This window comes from Planktothrix serta PCC 8927 (genome assembly GCF_900010725.2).
Classification (GTDB): Bacteria; Cyanobacteriota; Cyanobacteriia; order Cyanobacteriales; family Microcoleaceae; genus Planktothrix; species Planktothrix serta.
Window position 1 is genome coordinate 36,400 of the sequence record NZ_LR734850.1, and the last position, 19,781, is coordinate 56,180.

A 19,781-nucleotide genomic window follows, 5' to 3' on the forward strand; every position below is an offset into this window, starting at 1 on the left:
AATTATCCGTTGTTGTGCTAAAGCACCCGATTAAGAACACTCAAGCGCGACAACGTTGCAATCCGGTGTTATTTCTTTTTTATCACTAATAAAGTAATATCATCATATTGCTTTTGTTGACCCATAAATGTGTTCACATCCTCAATCACAGCGTTTTTAATTAATTCTGCTTCCTGATGCCAGTTTTGACTAATAATGTTACACAATTTTTCCACTCCATAGAATTTTTTCTGGCTATTTTCGGCTTCGGTAATGCCATCGGTATACAACACAACTCCATCACCATAATTTAATGAGATTAAAGTATGGTTAATAAACTCAGTAATATCTTCATCTAAGCCTATGGGTAAACCTAAATCAATTGTATCAATTCGTTCAACATTTCCGCCTTGACGAACTACCAAAATTTCCTCATGTTGCCCACTAATACTTAATAAACCTTGGGAATAAGTTAAAATTGCTAAGGTTAAGTTTTTATCGGAGTTCATGCGTTGAACATTATAATAAATCATCCGATTTAAAGTATTTAAAAATTTGACTGGATCATGTTCTTCTACTTCTTGTAATGTGCGAACTGCGGCTTGAATCATCACCATTAAAATTCCACTTTCTAATCCGTGACCCGTAACATCTCCAATCCCAATCGTAACAACTCCATTCATGGTTAAAATATCATAATAATCCCCCCCGACTTCATCGGCGGGTTTCATATAGCCGACAATATCTAAGTCTGGGATTTCCGCTAATTCCTGGGGTTTGGGAAGAATTAATTGCTGCATTTCTCGCAGGATATCGAGTTCTGCACTCATGCGTAAATTTTCGGTTTGGAGTCGCACATTTAAGGAACTAATTTCTTGATTTGCTTCAGCCAGTTGTCCGGTGCGTTGTTTTACTTTTTCTTCTAAGGTATCAAAAGACTCTTTCAATTGTCCCGCCATCCAATTAAAAGAATTGGCTAAGGTTTCTAATTCTTGAATTCCCTCTACTTTCACTTTTTGGGTTAAGTCTCCTTCTGCTATTTGATCAAAAGCTTTATTCAGTTTAAAAATCGGTTTTGTAATCCAACGAGCGGTTAAAAGTCCCATTCCTGTCGCTACTCCCAAGGCGATTAAACAGAAGACAATGGTAAGTTGAGTATTGCGTTGAATTTCTGTCATAAAATCTGATTCAGGAACAACAACCACAACTAACCAATTGATTCCCTGTTTATCTTGAATGGGTAAAATTTGAGCGTAATACCATTCGCCATTTTGTTGAAATTTGACTTGTTCACTATTTTGAATCGCCAGAAAACTACCAAACCGTTGCAGAAAGGCTTTAGCCGTATTGCGAATTGTGATATCTTCACTTTTATTAGCTGGAAAGCGTTCAACTTCCGTGTCTTCTGATTCCCAGTGAATTTTAAAAGGTTTTTCAATTTTAGAACTAACAACTAAATCACCCGAACGTTCAATAATAAAACTTTGTCCATGGGGACTAATATAGAGATTTTTTAAAAATTCTGTAATTCTTAATAAGGTGATATTAACACATAAAACCCCTTGTAGGTTTTTGTCCGGTTCAAACACAGGTAAAACGGCTGATATTCCTAATGCTGTATCTGTATTTTTACGCGAAAAGAAGGGATAAATTGAACTCCAAGTGGGTTTTTGAGCTTGTTTTGCCACTTGATACCAAGGACGTTGACGAGGTTCATATTCAGCTTGTTTTAAAAATTCAGCCCGGTTTCCTTGGTCATCTAAACGGTAAATCTCACGCATGGGTTCAGTCTCAAGGGTGCGAATTTTAAGTTGGATTTCACCCGTTTCTAAATGTTCAACCCCAATAAATTCTCCCTGTTCGTTTCCGTAGAAAATATAACTTTCTAAATCCCCTTCTAAAACCACATTCCAAAAATACCGTTTTAAGGCTTCAAAATCATTCAAATCTAACGTTCCAGCTTTGACGCTATCTTCTGTCAATCGCAAAACCTGAAAGGATTTATTAAAATATTCTAAAACATGATTTTCAATTTGAACACTGACACTTTGAATTAACTGTTGAGCTAAATTTTCAACCGCTTGTTGACCATTCCTAAAGGAAAAATAACCGACTAATCCTACGGCGGCTGTAATTTGTAGAACAAACGGAACAACCAAAGCTGTTTTTAATCGAATTCTGCGTAAAGGTTGAAACCAAGAATGAGTTTTTAAAGTAAAAATCATAAGAAAGCATTAAATTTATTAGCAACATTAATCTGGAAAATTATTTTTGTTTTAAAGGACTGTTCTTCTATGTTACACTGATTTCTAGTAAGTCTTCGCACCTGCATTTTAAAAAGTTACTATTTGCGGCTTTACACTGCTGACTTGCTTGATAGTCCAGAATCAGTTTTGTAGTTTTCTTTTTACAACGTTGAGCTTGTCTTCCCTTTCTAAGCAGATTTAAACAAAGTTGCTGCACTTTTATATTATCAATTTGAGCATTAAAATGCAAGTTTTGAACCAATAAACAGTCACCTTCGGGTATAGCTTCAGGTTGTATACCCACTTCTTCTAACTCTTCTTCCATTATCCAAATAAAATCAATATCTTGATGTTTGGGATTTCTTCTTGAACTCAAAGATGCAATTACTCCGTAAAATTCCAATTTTGAAGTCACCCTCCATAGACTATACACTTCTTCTTTAAAAAGACTGTCAGCAATTTTTTGAGCACGTTCTTCATCATTACTACACCCTTCAGGATTCCAGCGACTACGACTGTCTATTTTCCGAATATAAACAGGAGCGTTAATACCAAATTCTTCAAGATTAGGAAGCATTTCTAAGATGATTAAACCAAATTAAATTTCTTGATAAGCTTCCTGAGCATAATCTCGAATATACTCATCTGCTTCATTGTCAGATAAAAAGTAAGCTAAATGTTTTTTTATAGCATCAGGCTTAATTTCATCTTGCATAATCAATAGCGCATCTATAATTGATGCTTTAACCAGGCGACTTTTTTGTTTTAAAATTAACTTAGTAATCGTGTTAAATCTCTCCTCTGCACTAATATTACAAGCGCAAGCAATTCCTTTAATCAAAACCTCCCATTCTTCTTGTATAGCAATATGATCGTGATTTTGATTAGACTTTTCTATTGCCTCACTATTAGCTAATTTGATCAGGATGCTACCACATTCAGATAATAAATCTATGGCACTATCATAAGCTTCCTGAACTCCTTTTTTTCTACTCCATTTTAAAATTTCTAAAACGGTTTCAATAGAGTTGATGTATTTAGCAGTAAACTTTCGCAATTTAGGTCTTAAACTGGGTTGGGTAATGAAGTATTCTCTAATTAGCAAATTTGGATTATCTTCAGATGAAATTTTAGGCAAATTTTTATTGAATATGCTTTTCTGTGGATGCAAAAATTTTTCTGAATGGTAGTTTCGGAAATTACTTTTTTTCAAAGGATGATCACTATTCAACTTAAAAGAGCAATGTGAATCCTTTAATGATTTTAATTTTTTAGGATTTTGAGATCCAGTTTCTATCTCATTAAAATGTCTTGATATGATTGTAGTTGTCATTGGAGTCCCCATTCTTTCTGAATAGTTTCAGTTGTTAAATTTAAAAATGTTTGGATTGTATATTCATGGGCTAAGTTAAACCAGTTAACATAATCTTTATTGGCATCGAAGCTTTTTGTAGTTAACCTAAAAAATAGAATGTTTGAGATATCTTCATCCGACTCTGATATTCGCTGGTCTACCTGGACTATTAATTCACCATTATCATTAGGCAAGGTAAAAACTAGCTGAACATCATGAAGATCCGGTGAACCTAGAACTGAATTGGCATGAGAACCAATAAAGGTAAAGATTTTAGCATGATCATTGGGATGCTTCCATCCTAATTCTTCATTGATCAAGTTGACATAGGTAAGTTCATATTTTGCTAGTTTTAAATTTTCTTTTTGAGTGTCTAACCACCAGTTATTAAAATAATTCCATTCGTACAAAAAATCATCAAATATTTTTTCAAAATGAGGATATTCATCTTCGCTTTTATACCTCCAGTTATAGCAAAAAAAGTTTTCCTGTATCTGGATGATTTTGGTACTATTAGAAGAAATAAAAACTGTCCGTCGCAAGGGAAGCATCTTTCCTGAAAAATTGCTATTTTCTAAAAAGGGTTCTTGATCAGTTGCATCGGGAAATCTATCTCTAATTTCTTGCCAGTAAAGCCCTACATGAACTGAGGATAATTGTTCTTCCTCAAGCTCAATGGCAAAAGCAACTTCTATAAGTGGTGGTTTAGTAAATTTAACTACAGTCATTGTAATTTCTATTTATAATTTGAATGCCGAAACTGTCATATAAATCAAGTTAAAATTTAACTCAATAGTTTATTTTAGGTAAAGACTATCTTCCCTTGATTATATTATATGACCTCAAAACCTATTGATCAAGATCGGCTATTCCCTTTCTTACGACTACAGGAATAGTCACTTAATATCTAGCTAATCAACAGATTCTCACCGCAAAACCCCAATTTTTACAAGATGAAAACCTGTCGCCCAGAATCTTCTATAACCCTATAGGAAAACTGGGGTATACTAGAACAGTGAAACAGTTGTAAATCATTTCTGCGTGGAACTCTCCTGTAAAAGTCAATATGCCCTTCTAGCCCTAATAGAATTGGCAACTCACTATCATGATCCTGAACCGAAACAAGTGCGCCAAATTTCAGCCCAGCATAACATTCCCGATCGCTATCTGGAACAATTGCTGGCGACCTTGCGGCGTTGTGGTATTGTTCGCAGTCAACGGGGTTCCAAAGGCGGATATTATCTAGCCAAGGAACCCGGAAAAATTACTTTGTTTGATGTGGTCAACAGCTTAGAGGGCCTAGAACCCGAAGCATCCACTCAGAATTCTTGCCTGAATACCGTTGAAAGTGCGATCATTTGGGAAGTTTGGCAAGAAGCAGAACATAAGGCAAATGCTGTACTACAAAAATACACCTTAAAAGACTTGTGTGAACAAAGAGATGCCCGACAACAGAAGGATATTATGTATTACATCTGAACAGTTAGGTATAACTTCCTAAGATCCCTTGTATCATTGTTCTTTATCTTCGAGTTAATTATGCGTATCGCTCATAACATTACTGAATTAGTCGGTCAAACTCCCTTAGTCCAACTCAACCGAATTCCCAAGTCTGAAGGGTGTGTGGCTCAAATTGTGGTGAAATTAGAAGGCATGAACCCCGCCTCCTCGGTTAAAGATCGAATTGGGGTGAATATGATTAATGTAGCGGAAAAAGAGGGACTGATCACCCCGGGTAAAACCGTATTAGTCGAACCGACATCGGGTAATACCGGAATTGCCTTAGCAATGGTGGCCGCCGCCAAAGGCTATCGTTTAATTTTAACCATGCCGGAGACGATGAGTTCTGAACGTCGAGCCATGTTAAAGGCTTATGGGGCAGAACTGGAACTGACTCCGGGTATTGAAGGGATGAGTGGCTGTATTAGAAGGGCACAGGAGATTGTGGATTCTCTACCGGATGCCTATATGTTGCAACAATTTCAGAATCTCGCCAACCCCCAAATTCACCGCAAAACAACCGCCGAGGAGATTTGGACTGATACCGATGGTTGTGTCGATATTTTAATTTCTGGGGTGGGAACTGGAGGCACCTTAACCGGGGTGGCGGAAGTTCTCAAACAACGTAAACCCGATTTTCAAGCCATCGCCGTTGAACCTGCGAATAGTCCGATTTTATCTGGGGGTAAACCTGGCCCCCATAAAATTCAAGGCATTGGGGCGGGGTTTATTCCTCCAGTATTAAACGTAGATATGATTGATGAAGTGATTCAAGTTCGGGATGAAGATGCGATGATTTTTGGCCGTCGAATTGCTCGCGAAGAAGGAATTTTATCGGGAATTTCCACAGGGGCGGCGTTATATGCGGCAATTCAAGTGGGTAAACGTCCTGAAAATCAAGGCAAACTGATTGTGATGATTCAACCGAGTTTTGGTGAACGTTACTTGAGTACACCTTTATTTCAAGAGGTTTAAAAGGGGAAAAAAGTAATACTGTTCTCTTTTTTGGGGGATAAAATACGGGTTTGGGGGGAAGTAGTCAAGCCCATTTACACTCAGACAAAACCTCCTGGAACCCCCCAATTAATTCTTCTCGATTTTAATTAAATTGTTTGTTGCAATTCATCCAAACGGGCCAATACTTCTTGACTATGAAGGGCAGGATTAACCCCTAGAAAAATTTCCCTTAAAATTCCATCAGGATCAATAATAAAAGTATGACGCATCGAAATAAAATTGAGCCAAGAACCATAAGCTTTACTCACCTTTCCATCGACATCAGCAAGTAGGGGAAATTTTAACCCTTCGGAATCACAAAACTCAGCATGAGATTGAATATTATCGGCACTAACCCCTAAAATTCGTGTATTTTTGGCTCTATATTTGGGTAAATCCTGTTGAAAACGACGGGCTTCTAAGGTACAGCCAGAAGTAAAATCTTGAGGATAAAAATAGAGAACCACCCATTGACCTTGATAATCGGATAAAGAAATTTTTCCCTCCCCAGAATTGGTAGGTAAGGTAAAATTAGGAGCGGGTTGGTTTAATGTGGGAAGTTTCCCGCCTAACGCCCAAGCGGGTGAAGTTAGGGTCAAGCTGAAAACGGCTAAACCCAGAGACAAGAAGAAACTCAAAAATAAACGACGGGACATTATTACTTAGGATAATCACAACTCTTTATATAAGTTTACAGAATCTTAGGAGTAACAGGAACTTTAATTCGAGATTTGGGGTCTGCATCTTGGCAGTCTTTAACTCTAATTACCCTCTTTGTTGTAAAATATTAAGAGAAAATTAGGTTAATTCCGCCTGATTTTCCGATCATTTGAGAAACTCTAACTCATTATTTTATTATGGCTGATCTCCCCGAATTAAACAGTTCTGCTACCGTTATTATGGTAGTTGATGGTTTACCGATTACAATTCAAGTTGATGGTGCTAATGCGCCCATAACGGCCGGAAATTTTGTCGATTTAGTCGAACGAGATGTTTATGATAACACCACGTTTCACCGTGTTGTTCTTGAACCACAGCCGTTTGTTGTTCAAGGGGGCGACCCCCAAAGTCAAGATCCTAATGTTGATCCCAATACTTTAGGAAGTGGCGGTTTTATTGACCCAGCCACAGGTCAAGTCCGAAATATTCCCTTAGAAATTAAACCCCAAGGTGCGACAGAACCCCTCTATAGTCAAACCTTTCAACAAGCAGGAATTACCGTTCCTCCGGTGTTAAGTAATGTTGTCGGTTCTATTGCCATGGCACGGTCTAATGCCGGAACAGATACCGCTTCATCACAATTCTATTTTAACTTAGCAAATTCTACTTCTTTAGATGGGAATTATGCCGTTTTTGGAACGGTTTCTCAAGGGTTTGATGTTGTTAATCAAGTTCAACAAGGCGATAGACTTTGGGATGCAGAAGTTGTTGATGGGATTATTCCTAGTCGAGTGTCTGGAATCATTTCTGATGCCAATATCCTGAATGGATTTATTAATACTATCAATCTTTCTACACTGCCTTTAAGCTATGCCTATCCTCGTGATTTTGATGCAGATAATGTGTTAACCCTGACCCCAGATATTACTCAAAATAATCCTCGCGGATTGTTAGCGGGAGGGGGAAATGATCAGATTACAGGTTCCACAGGAAATGATGTTATTAATGGCAATCAAGGCAATGATTCTCTGAATGGAGATGCTGGTAATGATTATATTCTGGGCGGACAAGATAATGATAGTATTACTGGCGGACAAGGGAATGATATTTTAGATGGAAATAAAGGGAATGATATCATCTTTGGAGGGGCTGGTTCAGACTTTATTCGAGGTGGACAGGGTAATGATAGTTTAAATGGTAATGAAGGCAATGATTTTCTAATCGGGGATTTAGGAACAGATAGTTTAACGGGAGAAGGTGGGGCTGATATTTTCATGTTGCGAGGGGATGAAGCTGCAACCGTTTTTGATGTAAATTTAGCCGATATCATTACGGATTTTAGTGTCGCAGAAGGAGATAAAATTCATATCATTGACACAATTCCTCTGGCTAATTTAAGTTTTACTTCCTCTGGGAATGATACTGTAATTCAAGTGGCAAATTCAGGAATTTTAGGTGTTGTTAAAAATGTGCAACCGAGTGTTGTGCAAACGGGAATAGTGATTACACCCCCGACGGATTTAGCATTAACAATTGGTTAAAGTTTTCTCAGTTAGGGTGAGTTGGTTGGTGCGTGCGCCGTGCTTACGCACCCTACGCAGAAATTGTTATTCGTTATTATCCTTCTTAAATTAACAAAAAAAATCTCCACCATTTATTTGATGGAGATTTTTGGCGACTCAAGCGGGAAATTTAGGCGTCGCTTTCAATGTGGATGAATAATAAACCCATTGCTACAATTGGCATTAACCAGCAAACCACAGGAATTAAAATCCAAGGTAAAAAAGAAGCTGCGTATGCTCCGGTCATATCAAATTCTCCTATTGGATGTTAGAAAGTTGTTACCGTTGGCAAAGAAATACAATGTTATTGCCTAATTCAAAGCGTACTTAGTTATTAACCAAGCCTCGGAAAATCGAATCAACTAAGGTGAAGTTTTCCAGTAGGAAAAAGGCAACAAAAGCCCCACCCATTGCACCGACGAAGAAACCGCCAGCAAATTGACTCCAACCTTCAGAAGTTTGCAGAGAATCACCTGCGTCTGAACCGCTGTTTTGGAAAGTAACCAATCCGTAGGCAGATAAACAAATCGTGGCAATTAGAATTAAGGCGATCGCACTGATTAATCCCCCTAAGTTAGCGGCGGTAGCATGATCGCGTAATGGCCCAAACTTGATCCAAGGCCCAGCCAAAAAGTAACCATGAGCCATGCCGACTTCCAAGCCCCGCAGTAAAGGAGATAAGCCTTTACGGTAAGCGGGTAAATTCCCGATAAATGCACGGGTAAAATCAGAATCGCTAACGGGAGTAGACAAATGGCCTACAAAGGGATCGCCGTTATAGGGTTTAATCAATTCTGCCATGGGGTTTCTTTCTCCTCTAATAATTGAAGAACTTGTAGCAGTTGTTAAGCTCATATTTTACGCAGGGATAGGCAATCTCGTTACAGAAATCAGCATAAGCTTCAAAAAAGTTCACATCTCAGCCCGATGTGTCCTTGTCCAGCGTCGGCTATGACCGCGAAAACAAGTTAAGATTTAACCGAGTTATCAAGGAACTAGGATCATGAGTAAACGATTGAAATACCTCAGCTATGCTGTTTTTGGGGCGATCGCCTCAACAGTGTTCGCCTCTGGCGTCAAAGCAGAGCCGATGTTTAATGATTATCCCACCACCTATCAGCCCTTTGCAGAAGATTTTATGCGAGCCGCCTCCAGAACCTCTGGAGATGTCTTTAAAAACAAATCCTTACTGGGTCAAATGTCCACTTATTTAGGGATTAGTTTCCCTTGGCCCAATGGAATTAATGGTTTTCCTGAAACCTTGCTCACCAATGATGCCAAGCTCGTTAATCAAGTGTATCGGGAAGCCATGCTGCGCCAAGTGAGTAGTGATCCGATTATTCGCACTCCCGATATGATCAATCCCTATAACACCTCAATTCTGACCCAACCGTCCTATACCGATCTTAATCTTCAGACTCCACCCGCGTTACCTGCACAAGGTCGCTAACAGGGTCTCTGAGTGTCTATAGCGCTAGGGAACAGGGAACAGGGAACAGGGAACAGCTTAACTGTAGGTTATAACCCTTATTACAAGGTTTAGTATTATCAAACACCTTAATTGGTAGCGCTATAGTTTCAGGGTCAGGTCAGGCTAATAGAGGGAAATGGGAATCCCAAATTGCCTTTTCCCTCAATCAACTTCTATCTTGATTTCCTGTAAACAACAAAAAAACTGCCGATCTTTTCAATCAGCAGTGTCTTGGATAAGCTCCTTTATTAATGTAGAATCCCAAATCTATAGACTCAAAAATATTTTTTTTGCTCCCGTGTCGAGGATCAAGTTTCGGATTTACTGATTTTAGAGGGAATCAAATGACGTCCCATAATCACTAAATCTCGTTCAATGCCATCTAAATCAGCAACTCTAGGTAAATAACCCCAGTGTTCAAAATCAAAGCTTTCAAATAATTTTAAACTGGGTTGATTGTGGGCGAAAATTAACGCCACTAAAGCTTTTAATCCTAATTGAGGACTTCGACGCAGGGCTTCGGTTAATAGTTTTTTTCCAATTCCCTGACCCTGATAGTCAGGATGAATATAAACGCTCAGTTCTGCGGTGCTATTATAAGCCGGACGATTATAAAATATCTGAAAACTCAACCATCCTACAATTTGCTGATCTAACTCGATCACCCACACCGGACGAGTTTGATCTTGATGTTCCTGATACCAAGAAATTCGACTTTCTACCGATATCGGTTCCAAGTCTGCTGTCGCCATCCGTCCCGGAACCGCAGCATTATAAATATCTACTATCGTTGGTAAGTCCGTCTCAACTGCATCCCGAATCTGCATACTCATCCTAACCACTGTTTGGCTCATAACTTCCACCACAACCCATCCGATTAAAAAATATAGTGTAGTAGAGTGATAATAAAGTTCTCAAGATTGCTTTAGCACAAAAATGTCTACATTTTTTGTTAATGACGGTGGCGCTGCGATTATTAACATTGGGGGATTAAACCCGCCGAGTCTGGAAACTGTCACCCAAGGGATTATTGTACCCCCTATTATCGTTAATCCGATTTTGGGAGATGCCTATTTTGACTCAATAACGGAGATCAATTCTCCTTTAATCATACCCAGTGGCGAGTTTTTATTAGGAACATCGGGTAATGATGGGTTAACGGGAATGGATGGGAATGATACTTTGCAAGGATTACAAGGTCATGATGTTCTGAATGGTCAAGGCGGGAATGATACTTTATTCGCTGGACAGGGGAATGATACCCTGAATGGAGGCGAGGGAAATGATGTCTTAAGTGGTGACGTAGGACAAGATTTGCTAACCGGAAATTCGGGAAATGATATTTTTGTTCTTCCGGTTAGTGCTGCGGTCAGTAATATTAATACTGTCGATATCATTACAGATTTTATTGTTGGCGAAGATAAAATTGGTTTAACTGATGGGTTTAGTCAAACTAATATTTTTCTTACTTCTAGTGTTGTCGGTGGAACCCCTGGAACTTTAATTACTGTTGTCCAGTCTAATCAATTGCTGGGATTTATTGCCCATGTTAATCCAGGAGGTTTGGTCAATCAATTGATTCCCATAAATTAAACGTCCTAATCATTTTAAATTTTCCGATTGACAGCATCAACTTCAGATGCCAAATTCGGCAATTTTTAAAATCTAAATCATGCTGATTTTGCTATTGACAGACTATGCAATAACACTGCCTTTTTCGCTTTTTTCTCATCTTGAAATAGGCAAGATTAATTTTATAAATTTATTCCTGAATAATCTTGACAGGTGAGAATCTTGTAATCAGGTTTGAGTTAGATTTTACATTTTTTACAAGAAAAGAGAGGAACAATAATATGGCTACTTTTCAAGGAACAGATTTTGGTGATATTCTTCAAATCGGTACATTTCCACTAAATATTACCAAAGATGGTCAAACTCTGAATCCCCTGATTCTAATTCAAGAATCTGATTTAGCAGGAAACGATACTATCCTTTTATTGGGAGGGGCTGATCAAGCCGATGGTGGAGCCGGAAATGATACCATCGATGCCGGAGCCGGAGATGATAATCTGATTAATGGTGGAGATGGGAATGATAGTATTACCCTAGGAGATGGCAATGATAACGCCATTGGGGGTTTAGGAGATGACACTATCCTCGGTGGTAAAGGTAACGATATTGGTGATGGTGGAACAGGAAACGATTATATCGATTTAGGAGAGGGAGATGATAACGCCATTGGTGGAGACGGAAATGATATTTTTGTTGGCGGTTTAGGAATTAATAATCTCGATGGAGGAGATGGAAATGATACCCTTTCCTATTTAAACGTTACCCCTATTTCTCCGGCGGGAGCTAGTCGAATTACCGCTAATTTAACAACAAAAGGAGAAGTTTTAAATAATGCTTTTGTTGCGATCGCTACTGATAATATTACGGGGCCGATTGAAAATATAATTGGCGCTCCGGGTATTCCCAATGATCTGACAGGAGCCGCAGGCGATAATATTTTAATTGGGGGGGGTGCGAGTGATAATTTAGTTGGAGCCGGGGGAAAAGATACCCTTCAAGGGGGTTTCGGCGATGATTTCTACACTGTTCTTACGGCGGGTAACGGCACGCAAATTCAAGATACTGGAGGAGGAGCAGATAGTCTTTCTATTCCGGGTGTAACGCTGTTACTTTCGGGGCCAAGTACAACAGGTTATGGTTTAGAGCGACAAGGAAAAAACCTGGCTATTGACTTAGATATTGATGGCAAAATTGATGCGACTCAAGATTTATTAATTGTTGATTTTTATGCTGATACAACAGCAAAAACCGCCGGAATTGGGTTAATTGAAAATGTTGTTAATCTTAAAGGGGAAGATATTCTCAATTCCAATATTCCCAATACCGCACCTCCTCCAACTTCTAATGTTATCTGGACAACACCAACCGCCTCGGTGAGTGATCCGGGGTTAGATGTTCCGGCGCCTGGGGGTGGGAATACTGTGTTTGTTGACCAAGGAATTACCTCCTATCTGTTTACCAACGCCGCCGATAATGCCTTTGTCCCCGCAACGGCCGCTAACCTGTATATTCAAGCTTTGAATGGGAATGATTTCGTTGTGGGAACCGCATCAGTCGATAATATTAATGGCAATTTAGGGGCTGATGTTATTTTAGCGGGTGGCGGAAATGATGGCGATCGCACCGTAACCCTTGCCGCCAATACCATTCGCACAGCCATTCGCGGCGGGAAAGGGTCAGATAACCTCGATGGTCAAGAGGGAGATGACTTACTCAATGGTAACTTAGACAATGACACCGTATTAGGAGGTGTGGGAAATGATATTATCCGGGGGGGTAAAGGTGCAGACGTCTTAGATGGCGGTGCAGGTGCAGATTACTTGATTGGCGATGCGGATCAAGATAAACTCACGGGTGGGGCTGATGCTGATATCTTTGTGTTACCCGGAGCGTCCGTCGCCGCAACTAGCTTAAATCAAGCGGATCTACTCACCGATTTTCTGATCGGAACCGATAAAATTATGTTACCTTCTGGGATAACCTTTGCTCAACTAACATTAACGGCTGTCACCGTACAAGTTGATGGAAGTACAGCAATAGCATCTACATCAATTCAATCAGGAACAACATTTTATGGGTTAGTACAAGGAATAACCCCAGTTCAACTCACCGAAACTAACTTTATTGCAGACGATCCCAATATTACCATTTTAGGATAGATATTAGGTCACTATAGTAGGGTGCGTAAGCGAAGCGCACGCACCGCCTAATATGAAATCTGTAAATCTTTTCTACACATTCCCCCTATAGAGACGTTGCATCCAACGTCTCTAGGAATTAGGGGGATCATCTGTAGCGTTTATAATTATATTCCATCCTTTAATGTTTGCTACAAATACTTGATCGGGTGGGTAATAACTTTTTTCTATTCCCTCCTATTCCCTATTCCCTNTAGATTTCATATAATTTACTGCTATAATCAAATCAGCATCCTCATCTATCCCTAGACTTAACCATGAGTCAATGTCTTAACCCAGATTGTCTTCAACCCAACCCAAAAACGACAAACTTTTGTCAAAAATGTGGCTCTAAATTACTATTAAAAGAACGATATCGAGCGTTAAAAATATTAGGTCAAGGGGGGTTTGGTCGAACATTTCTAGCAGTGGATGAGGATAAACCGTCTCAACCCTATTGTGTGATTAAACAATTTTTACCCCAAGCTCAAGGCACAAATAATCAACAAAAAGCCGAGGAGCTTTTTAAACAAGAAGCGATACAATTAGAACAATTAGGCAAACATCAACAAATTCCTGAATTATTCGCCCATTTTATCCAAGATCATCGTCAATATTTAGTTCAAGAATATATTGAAGGACAAAATTTAGCTCAAGAATTAGCCGAAACTGGGGCTTTTTCAGAAACTAAAATTGTTAATTTGTTAGGAGATTTATTACCTGTTTTAGCGTTTATTCATCAAAAACAGGTAATTCATCGAGATATAAAGCCAGAAAATATTATTAGAAGAAAGAGCGATAATAAATTAGTTTTAGTTGATTTTGGAGCAGCTAAAGCAGCGACTATAACAGCGTTAGCGGTGACAGGAACAGTTATTGGTTCAGCCCAATATACGGCACCTGAACAAGCAATGGGAAAACCGACTTTTGGCAGTGATTTATATAGTTTAGGAGTGACTTGTATTCATTTATTAACCAATATTGAACCCTTTGATTTATTTGATGTCAGTGAAAGTGACTGGGTATGGCGAGATTATTTAAAGGTTAAAGTAAGCGATCGCTTAGGTCAAGTATTAGATAAACTGCTGCAACAGGGAACAAAAAAACGCTTTCAAACGCCTCAAGAAGTATTAGACGCTTTACAATTAACAGTTAAACCAACATCGCAACCAACACCCCAGTTCTGGAAACTTTCACCACCACCGCTACCAACAACTCAACCAACACCCCAACCTAATATCGAATTAAAGTCAGCTAGAGGGGTTAATTATCGTCAATTAGAACAACTTTTAAAAGCCGGAAAGTGGAAAGAAGCTGACAGAGAAACGGCTCTAAAAATGTTAGCAGTAGCAGGAAGAACACAGGATGGATGCTTCAGGGTTGAAGATATTAATAATTTCCCCTGTGAAGATTTACGCACCATTGATCAGTTATGGGTAAAATATAGTATGTCCCGCTTTGGCTTCAGTGTCCAGAAGAACATTTGGCAGGAAGTCGGAAGTAAAGTAGACAGGGAGACAGAATGTAAATTAGGCGATCACATCGGATGGAGAAAAAACGGTGTTTGGATGAACTACGATGACCTCACCTTTTCGTTACAAGCTCCTGTTGGCCACCTCCCGCGTGTGGGTCGTGTGTCGATGTTTATCAATGATCAGCGCTGGGCTAGTTTGTTCTTATCTCGCGTCAAGGACTGTAAGCTTACACCGTTACCGACAACCCAACAAACACCCCAACCTGATATTGAATTAAAGTCAGCTAGAGGGGTTAATTATTATCAATTAGAACAACTTTTGAAAGCCGGAAAGTGGAAAGAAGCTGACCGAGAAACCGCTAAGAAAATATTAGAAGTAGCAGGAAAAACAAAGGAAGGATGGTTAGATAGAAACTCAATTAATAATTTTCCTTGTAAGGATTTACGCACCATTGATCAGTTATGGGTAAAATACAGTAATGGTCGTTTTGGCTTCAGTGTCCAGAAGAAGATTTGGCTAGAAGTTGGGGGTAAGGTAGATTATAATACAGAAAAGTTGTTAGGCGATCGAGTCGGATGGAGAAAGAACGGTGCTTGGATGAGATATCATGACCTGACCTTTTCGTTGCAAGCTCCCTTGGGGCACCTCCCTCTGTGTTGGGATCTGGATTTGGAGTGGTGGGTTCTTCTCTCGCGTCAAGAACTGTAAGCTTTAACCTATAACAATTTCAGCCCTTTATTAAGTCGAGTTTTTGGGGTTTTGTTTCACCCAATTTTCGTTATTTCCGCATTTCGTTACCTGTTAGGGGGTTCAGAAACCGGGTTTCTTAATTGAGCTTTTTGTTAATAGCAAAGGTTAAGACAGAAACCCGGTTTCTTGGATGTGTGAGTGGGGTTGAGAAATTATTTTCTAGTTATGTAATTAATTTTGTTTACTTACTTAACGCCGGGTTAACTTCAACAGCAATCTGGAATCCGCACCAGAAAAACCTGGAATAATGTCGCTCAACCCTCAATTAAATAACACTTGCTGTTAATAAATATCAAAATTGTTCATTCTTAATATTTCCCACTTATCTGATGAAAATTATAGAGAATTTGACCTAAAAATTTTATGATTTTTTTTTAAAGATAGCGATCGCATTTTTGAAAATGAAAACCCCCTGCATTTTTAAGGGGGATTTAGGGGGATCTAACTTTAAAAACAGTTAACCCGACTTTGGAGTTAGGAACATCGGTTTCAACAGTTAGTTTATATTCTCTTCCCGGCTGTAAAGCTGTATTAAATGGATAAGGAATTGTAATCACTCCTTTTGCATCCGGTGTAACTGTTTTTGCTGTTATTGTTCTTTCTCCTATCCCTTCTGAACTTCCACTATAAACCAGACGAACAATATAAGTTGTTGCGCCTTCAACCGTATACCAAGAAAATTCAGGTCTATCACCTTCTAAAGTAGAATAATTTTCAGGATTAACAATTGTTGGAGTATTTTTATCCTCTGGATTGCGGGGAGAATCTTCTATACAACCCTGGGGATTTCCACAGTTAATGGGTGATGTTTCTTGAGCAGTAGTCTGCTGGGTTAAAGGATAAGATAAATGATTTTCTGGGGTGGCTTGAATCAATTCACTTCTTGTCAATCCAATAAAAATTAAACTTAAAAAAGTTATTGCTATGTTGAGTTTCATAGAATTTGTCTAGCCTCCCTTAAACGTTGAATGGCGATCGTTTGCCAAATCTTAACCTCTATTTTATTCTGAGAGTCAGCTTTTAAACAAGCCTTCCATTCCTGTAAAGATTCCATTTTCTGATTTTTAGCTTCTAGCACCTGAGCTAGTAAACAATGGCTATCTCCACGTTTTTCATTGAGCTTAATCGCTTGTTGTAAATGGAATTCAGCCGAATTATATTCAGTTTTCATCCAATAAGCCCAGCCTAAATTTTTATGTAAAGCAGCTTGAACAGAGGTTTTATCGGTTTTCTTTAACCCCTCTAAACTTAATTCAATTCCTGTTACTGGATCACCCTTTAAAATTTGTAACCGAGCTAAATCACTCTGAGCATAAACCCCAACAGATTGATCCGACTGCATTGCTAACTTATATTGAATTTCTGCCTGTTGAAAATTCCCTAAATCATCATAGACTCCCCCTAGGTTATAACGAGAAACATAATTTTCTGGATTAATTGTTAGTGCTTTTTGATAATTTTTGTGAGTGCATTCAAAATCGTTGTTTTCACGACAAATTAATCCCAGGTTGTTATAAATTTTATCAGCATTTTTATTAAAAATCAAGGCTTTATCAAAATAAGGTTTGGCTTGGGCATGGTTTCCTTTTTCCAGAAGTTCTGCGCCTTTCTGATAATAATAATTAGCAATAGCAGGTTTAGCTAAATGAAAGATGATACTTCCCGTTATGCTCAAAGTGATAGAAACTGCAAATAACACTTTAAATTTAGGAGACTGAATAACTTGATTTGTAAAACGTTCAATTTGCTTACGGCGTAAGTTAGAGGGGGTTAAATCTTTTAAAATTTCTCTAGCATTATGGGGTCTATTATAAGATTCTGGTTCCATTAACCCATCAATATAATTAGCAAAAGCACTAGAAATTTTAGGGGCTTGGTTTCGCCAAATAAGTTTACCCGTTTTTGAATCTTTAGGAAGTTCTAGGGGAGATATTCCGGTTAGTAAATGAACAAATGTACGCCCCAAAGCAAAAAAATCTGATTGCAGCACCGCTTGTCCATTCATCTGTTCTGGAGGAGAATAACCCCCAGAAATAACGGTGGTAACATTGCTTAAATTGACTTTTGCTAAATGAGTGACTGTCATTTCTCTGGCAGTTCCAAAGTCAATTAAAGCCAAACTATTATCAGGTTTACAAATAATATTAGCGGGTTTAATATCTCGATGAAAAAATCTCTTTTGGTGTAAAATATCTAAAATTTCGCAGATTTGTCTTAACCATTTCAAAGCTAAATCTTCTGAAATGCGAGCATGGTTAGTCAGCCAGGTTTCTAAATTTTCTCCGGCTATTTTTTCCATTACCAAACAGTAAATTCGGCGAGAACTTCCGGTCGGTTTGATCTTAAAAAATCCGCCTCTCTCAACTCTAGGAATACCTGGATGATCCAGATCTTTTAAAATCGAAGCTTCTCGAAAAAATAGATCAAGCAGTTCGGGATCATCATATTTTAAGACTTTCATGACTTTTGAATTTCCTTGATCATCTATTTCAAAGATATCCGTTGAATATCGAGGATCAAGGGCTCGTAAGGGTTTCAACAAGCGATAACGTCCTTGCAATAATAGAGGAGTTTTGCAGGATTGACAAAACTGCAAGGAATGAGGGTTTTCACGCGATTTACATTCAGGGTTAATACAGTAGTTCACACATTTATTTAATATTTATAAACAAGATAATTGATGCTGTTTGATATACTTTTGAATCAGGGGTTGTAAGCTAAATAGGACTTCGTTACTCTGTTGATGTTGTATTTTTTCAACGAGCGATCGCCCTAATAAAGATTCCAAAGGTTCCAAAATTTTAGATAAACTTAAAAAATTAGATAATTTTTCTTGTAAATCTTTTAGGGATAAGGGTTTACCCGCTTCAGCCAAACAAAATAAAATTTGTTTTTGGGTATCAGAAAGGCGATTAAATTGATGATCTAAAATTTCTCTAAACCCTTCTTTGATTACAATAGTCCGGTGTTTTAAAAAATCTCCAATCTCCCCCTGGAAAACATCAATAATCATTAGAGATAAGAGCTTTAAAGCCAAGGGATTTCCGCCATAATCCTGCACCAGTTCTTGCCAGTGAGTTGCTGTTCCTTTTAAACCTTGTTCTTGTAAAAGTTCCTCTACTTCTTCAGCATTGAGACCTTCGAGAACTAACTGATGAACTTGAGAGGATAATTGAGCAGATAAACTAATTTCTCTAATTTTTTCCTGGCTAATTACCACTAAACAACTTTGATGTTGACTTTCTCCAACGACTTCAAAAAATAGCCCGTAGTCGTCATATCCAGGAATATATTTTCCTGAATACCCACTTTGCAGAATCTGTTCAGCATCATCAAGAATAATTAGACAGGGGAAGGAATTAAGCTGTTCTATAATTAGGGATATTTTGCCTTCAATAGACTCAGGAATATTAATTTCCTTGTTAAAAAATTCTAGCAGTTCTGTTAGTAGATCGGATAGGGAAGGCGTGTTTCTGAGCGATTGCCAAAATAAACCATGAGACTGATTTTGCAGAATTTGACCGAGTTTAACTATTAAGCTAGTTTTACCGATCCCACCCATACCTTGTATGGCTAAAAGTCTACATTGTTGTTGTAATATCCAGTTCTTCAGCAAAGTTAATTGTTGTTGGCGTCCATGAAACCCAGAGAGTTTAGGTGCTTCACCCCAGTCATTCTTAAAACCATTGGGATCTAAAGTTGTCTCAGGTAAAGCAGTCTGATATTGCTGGTAACCAGACATCAGTAATTTTTGCAGTTTCGCCAGTTTCACCGGGCCTTTTCCTTCGATTCCAAACTTATCATAGACTTGGCTCAGTCGCTGGCGTACTGCTGAAGCTTGAATTTCAATGTGTTGAGCGATCACCGGAATATCGTAGCCCTGGGTAACTAAAGCCAAGACTTCCCACTCAGATCGAGAAATCTTGCGCTCTTTTGCTTCTTTCTGTAAGAACGCTTCCAATTTAGAATCAGGTTTTTCGAGCATTTTTTCTCTCTCACTCTAACTTTTAGCCTTTACTTTTATGATTATTATAATATT

General features: G+C 38.5%; 18 protein-coding genes. 7 read left to right on the forward strand and 11 right to left on the reverse strand.

Features of this window, described 5'->3' with window-relative positions; genetic code table 11:
• Positions 1 to 68: 68 nt before the first annotated feature.
• The 4 genes from PL8927_RS07015 to PL8927_RS07030 form a co-directional block, all read right to left on the reverse strand.
• Positions 69 to 2,204: a SpoIIE family protein phosphatase gene (locus PL8927_RS07015; protein ID WP_083619003.1), complete on the reverse strand. Its 2,136-nt coding sequence runs from the start codon at positions 2,202 to 2,204 to the stop codon at positions 69 to 71.
• A 67-nt stretch (positions 2,205 to 2,271) separates the two neighbouring features.
• Positions 2,272 to 2,802, reverse strand: coding sequence for a hypothetical protein (locus tag PL8927_RS07020; protein WP_083619005.1), 531 nt, complete (start codon positions 2,800 to 2,802; stop codon positions 2,272 to 2,274).
• A 21-nt stretch (positions 2,803 to 2,823) separates the two neighbouring features.
• A complete protein-coding gene (locus PL8927_RS07025; RefSeq protein WP_083619006.1) occupies positions 2,824 to 3,558 on the reverse strand; it encodes a hypothetical protein in 735 nt (244 codons plus the stop codon).
• Positions 3,555 to 4,307, reverse strand: a complete 753-nt coding sequence (locus tag PL8927_RS07030) for a TIGR04255 family protein (RefSeq protein WP_083619008.1) — start codon at positions 4,305 to 4,307, stop codon at positions 3,555 to 3,557. Before PL8927_RS07030 ends, PL8927_RS07025 begins: the two co-directional genes overlap by 4 nt.
• A gap of 313 nt (positions 4,308 to 4,620) precedes the next feature.
• Between PL8927_RS07030 and PL8927_RS07035 the strand changes: the two genes are divergently transcribed.
• Together PL8927_RS07035 and cysK are read left to right on the forward strand one after the other, a co-directional pair.
• A complete protein-coding gene (locus PL8927_RS07035; protein WP_083619009.1) occupies positions 4,621 to 5,058 on the forward strand; it encodes an RrF2 family transcriptional regulator in 438 nt (145 codons plus the stop codon).
• 60 nt (positions 5,059 to 5,118) lie between these two features.
• Positions 5,119 to 6,054, forward strand: a complete 936-nt coding sequence (gene cysK, locus PL8927_RS07040) for a cysteine synthase A (protein ID WP_083619012.1) — start codon at positions 5,119 to 5,121, stop codon at positions 6,052 to 6,054.
• 128 nt (positions 6,055 to 6,182) lie between these two features.
• Here the strand turns inward: cysK and PL8927_RS07045 are convergent, their stop codons facing one another.
• Positions 6,183 to 6,731 carry a peroxiredoxin gene (locus PL8927_RS07045; RefSeq protein ID WP_083619014.1) on the reverse strand — a complete coding sequence of 183 codons (549 nt, stop codon included), beginning with the start codon at positions 6,729 to 6,731 and terminating at the stop codon, positions 6,183 to 6,185.
• Positions 6,732 to 6,932: 201 nt separating this feature from the next.
• Here PL8927_RS07045 and PL8927_RS07050 point away from each other — a divergent pair, with 201 nt between their 5' ends.
• Positions 6,933 to 8,276 (forward strand): peptidylprolyl isomerase, encoded by a 1,344-nt coding sequence (locus tag PL8927_RS07050; protein ID WP_083619016.1) that lies wholly within the window; start codon positions 6,933 to 6,935, stop codon positions 8,274 to 8,276.
• A gap of 151 nt (positions 8,277 to 8,427) precedes the next feature.
• On the opposite strand, the gene PL8927_RS07055 is transcribed toward PL8927_RS07050, so the two are convergent.
• The gene (locus PL8927_RS07055) at positions 8,428 to 8,544 is read right to left on the reverse strand and encodes a photosystem I reaction center subunit VIII (protein ID WP_083619018.1); all 117 of its coding nucleotides are present in this window, start codon (positions 8,542 to 8,544) and stop codon (positions 8,428 to 8,430) included.
• Positions 8,545 to 8,624: 80 nt separating this feature from the next.
• A complete protein-coding gene (locus PL8927_RS07060) occupies positions 8,625 to 9,098 on the reverse strand; it encodes a photosystem I reaction center protein subunit XI (RefSeq protein WP_083619020.1) in 474 nt (157 codons plus the stop codon).
• Between the two features lie 202 nt (positions 9,099 to 9,300).
• Here PL8927_RS07060 and PL8927_RS07065 point away from each other — a divergent pair, with 202 nt between their 5' ends.
• Positions 9,301 to 9,747: a hypothetical protein gene (locus PL8927_RS07065; RefSeq protein ID WP_083619021.1), complete on the forward strand. Its 447-nt coding sequence runs from the start codon at positions 9,301 to 9,303 to the stop codon at positions 9,745 to 9,747.
• 329 nt (positions 9,748 to 10,076) lie between these two features.
• Here the strand turns inward: PL8927_RS07065 and PL8927_RS07070 are convergent, their stop codons facing one another.
• Positions 10,077 to 10,595 carry a GNAT family N-acetyltransferase gene (locus tag PL8927_RS07070; protein ID WP_083619023.1) on the reverse strand — a complete coding sequence of 173 codons (519 nt, stop codon included), beginning with the start codon at positions 10,593 to 10,595 and terminating at the stop codon, positions 10,077 to 10,079.
• A gap of 109 nt (positions 10,596 to 10,704) precedes the next feature.
• Here PL8927_RS07070 and PL8927_RS07075 point away from each other — a divergent pair, with 109 nt between their 5' ends.
• The 3 genes from PL8927_RS07075 (at position 10,705) to PL8927_RS07085 (ending at position 15,700) form a co-directional block, all read left to right on the forward strand.
• A complete protein-coding gene (locus tag PL8927_RS07075) occupies positions 10,705 to 11,361 on the forward strand; it encodes a calcium-binding protein (protein WP_083619025.1) in 657 nt (218 codons plus the stop codon).
• 260 nt (positions 11,362 to 11,621) lie between these two features.
• Complete coding sequence (locus tag PL8927_RS07080; RefSeq protein WP_083619026.1) at positions 11,622 to 13,499, forward strand: calcium-binding protein; 1,878 nt, start codon at positions 11,622 to 11,624, stop codon at positions 13,497 to 13,499.
• A gap of 296 nt (positions 13,500 to 13,795) precedes the next feature.
• On the forward strand, positions 13,796 to 15,700 hold the full coding sequence (locus PL8927_RS07085; protein ID WP_083619028.1) for a GUN4 domain-containing protein: 1,905 nt from the start codon (positions 13,796 to 13,798) through the stop codon (positions 15,698 to 15,700).
• Between the two features lie 473 nt (positions 15,701 to 16,173).
• Here the strand turns inward: PL8927_RS07085 and PL8927_RS07090 are convergent, their stop codons facing one another.
• From PL8927_RS07090 to PL8927_RS07100, 3 genes are read right to left on the reverse strand one after another with little or no spacing between them, the layout of a single operon-like run.
• Positions 16,174 to 16,680 (reverse strand): hypothetical protein, encoded by a 507-nt coding sequence (locus PL8927_RS07090; RefSeq protein WP_083619029.1) that lies wholly within the window; start codon positions 16,678 to 16,680, stop codon positions 16,174 to 16,176.
• Entirely contained in the window at positions 16,677 to 18,389 is a 1,713-nt protein-coding gene (locus PL8927_RS07095; RefSeq protein WP_083619031.1) for a protein kinase domain-containing protein, read from the reverse strand. The genes PL8927_RS07090 and PL8927_RS07095 overlap by 4 nt, the downstream gene beginning before the upstream one ends.
• A 15-nt stretch (positions 18,390 to 18,404) precedes the next feature.
• Positions 18,405 to 19,727 carry an nSTAND1 domain-containing NTPase gene (locus PL8927_RS07100; RefSeq protein WP_083619034.1) on the reverse strand — a complete coding sequence of 441 codons (1,323 nt, stop codon included), beginning with the start codon at positions 19,725 to 19,727 and terminating at the stop codon, positions 18,405 to 18,407.
• Positions 19,728 to 19,781 lie beyond the last annotated feature (54 nt).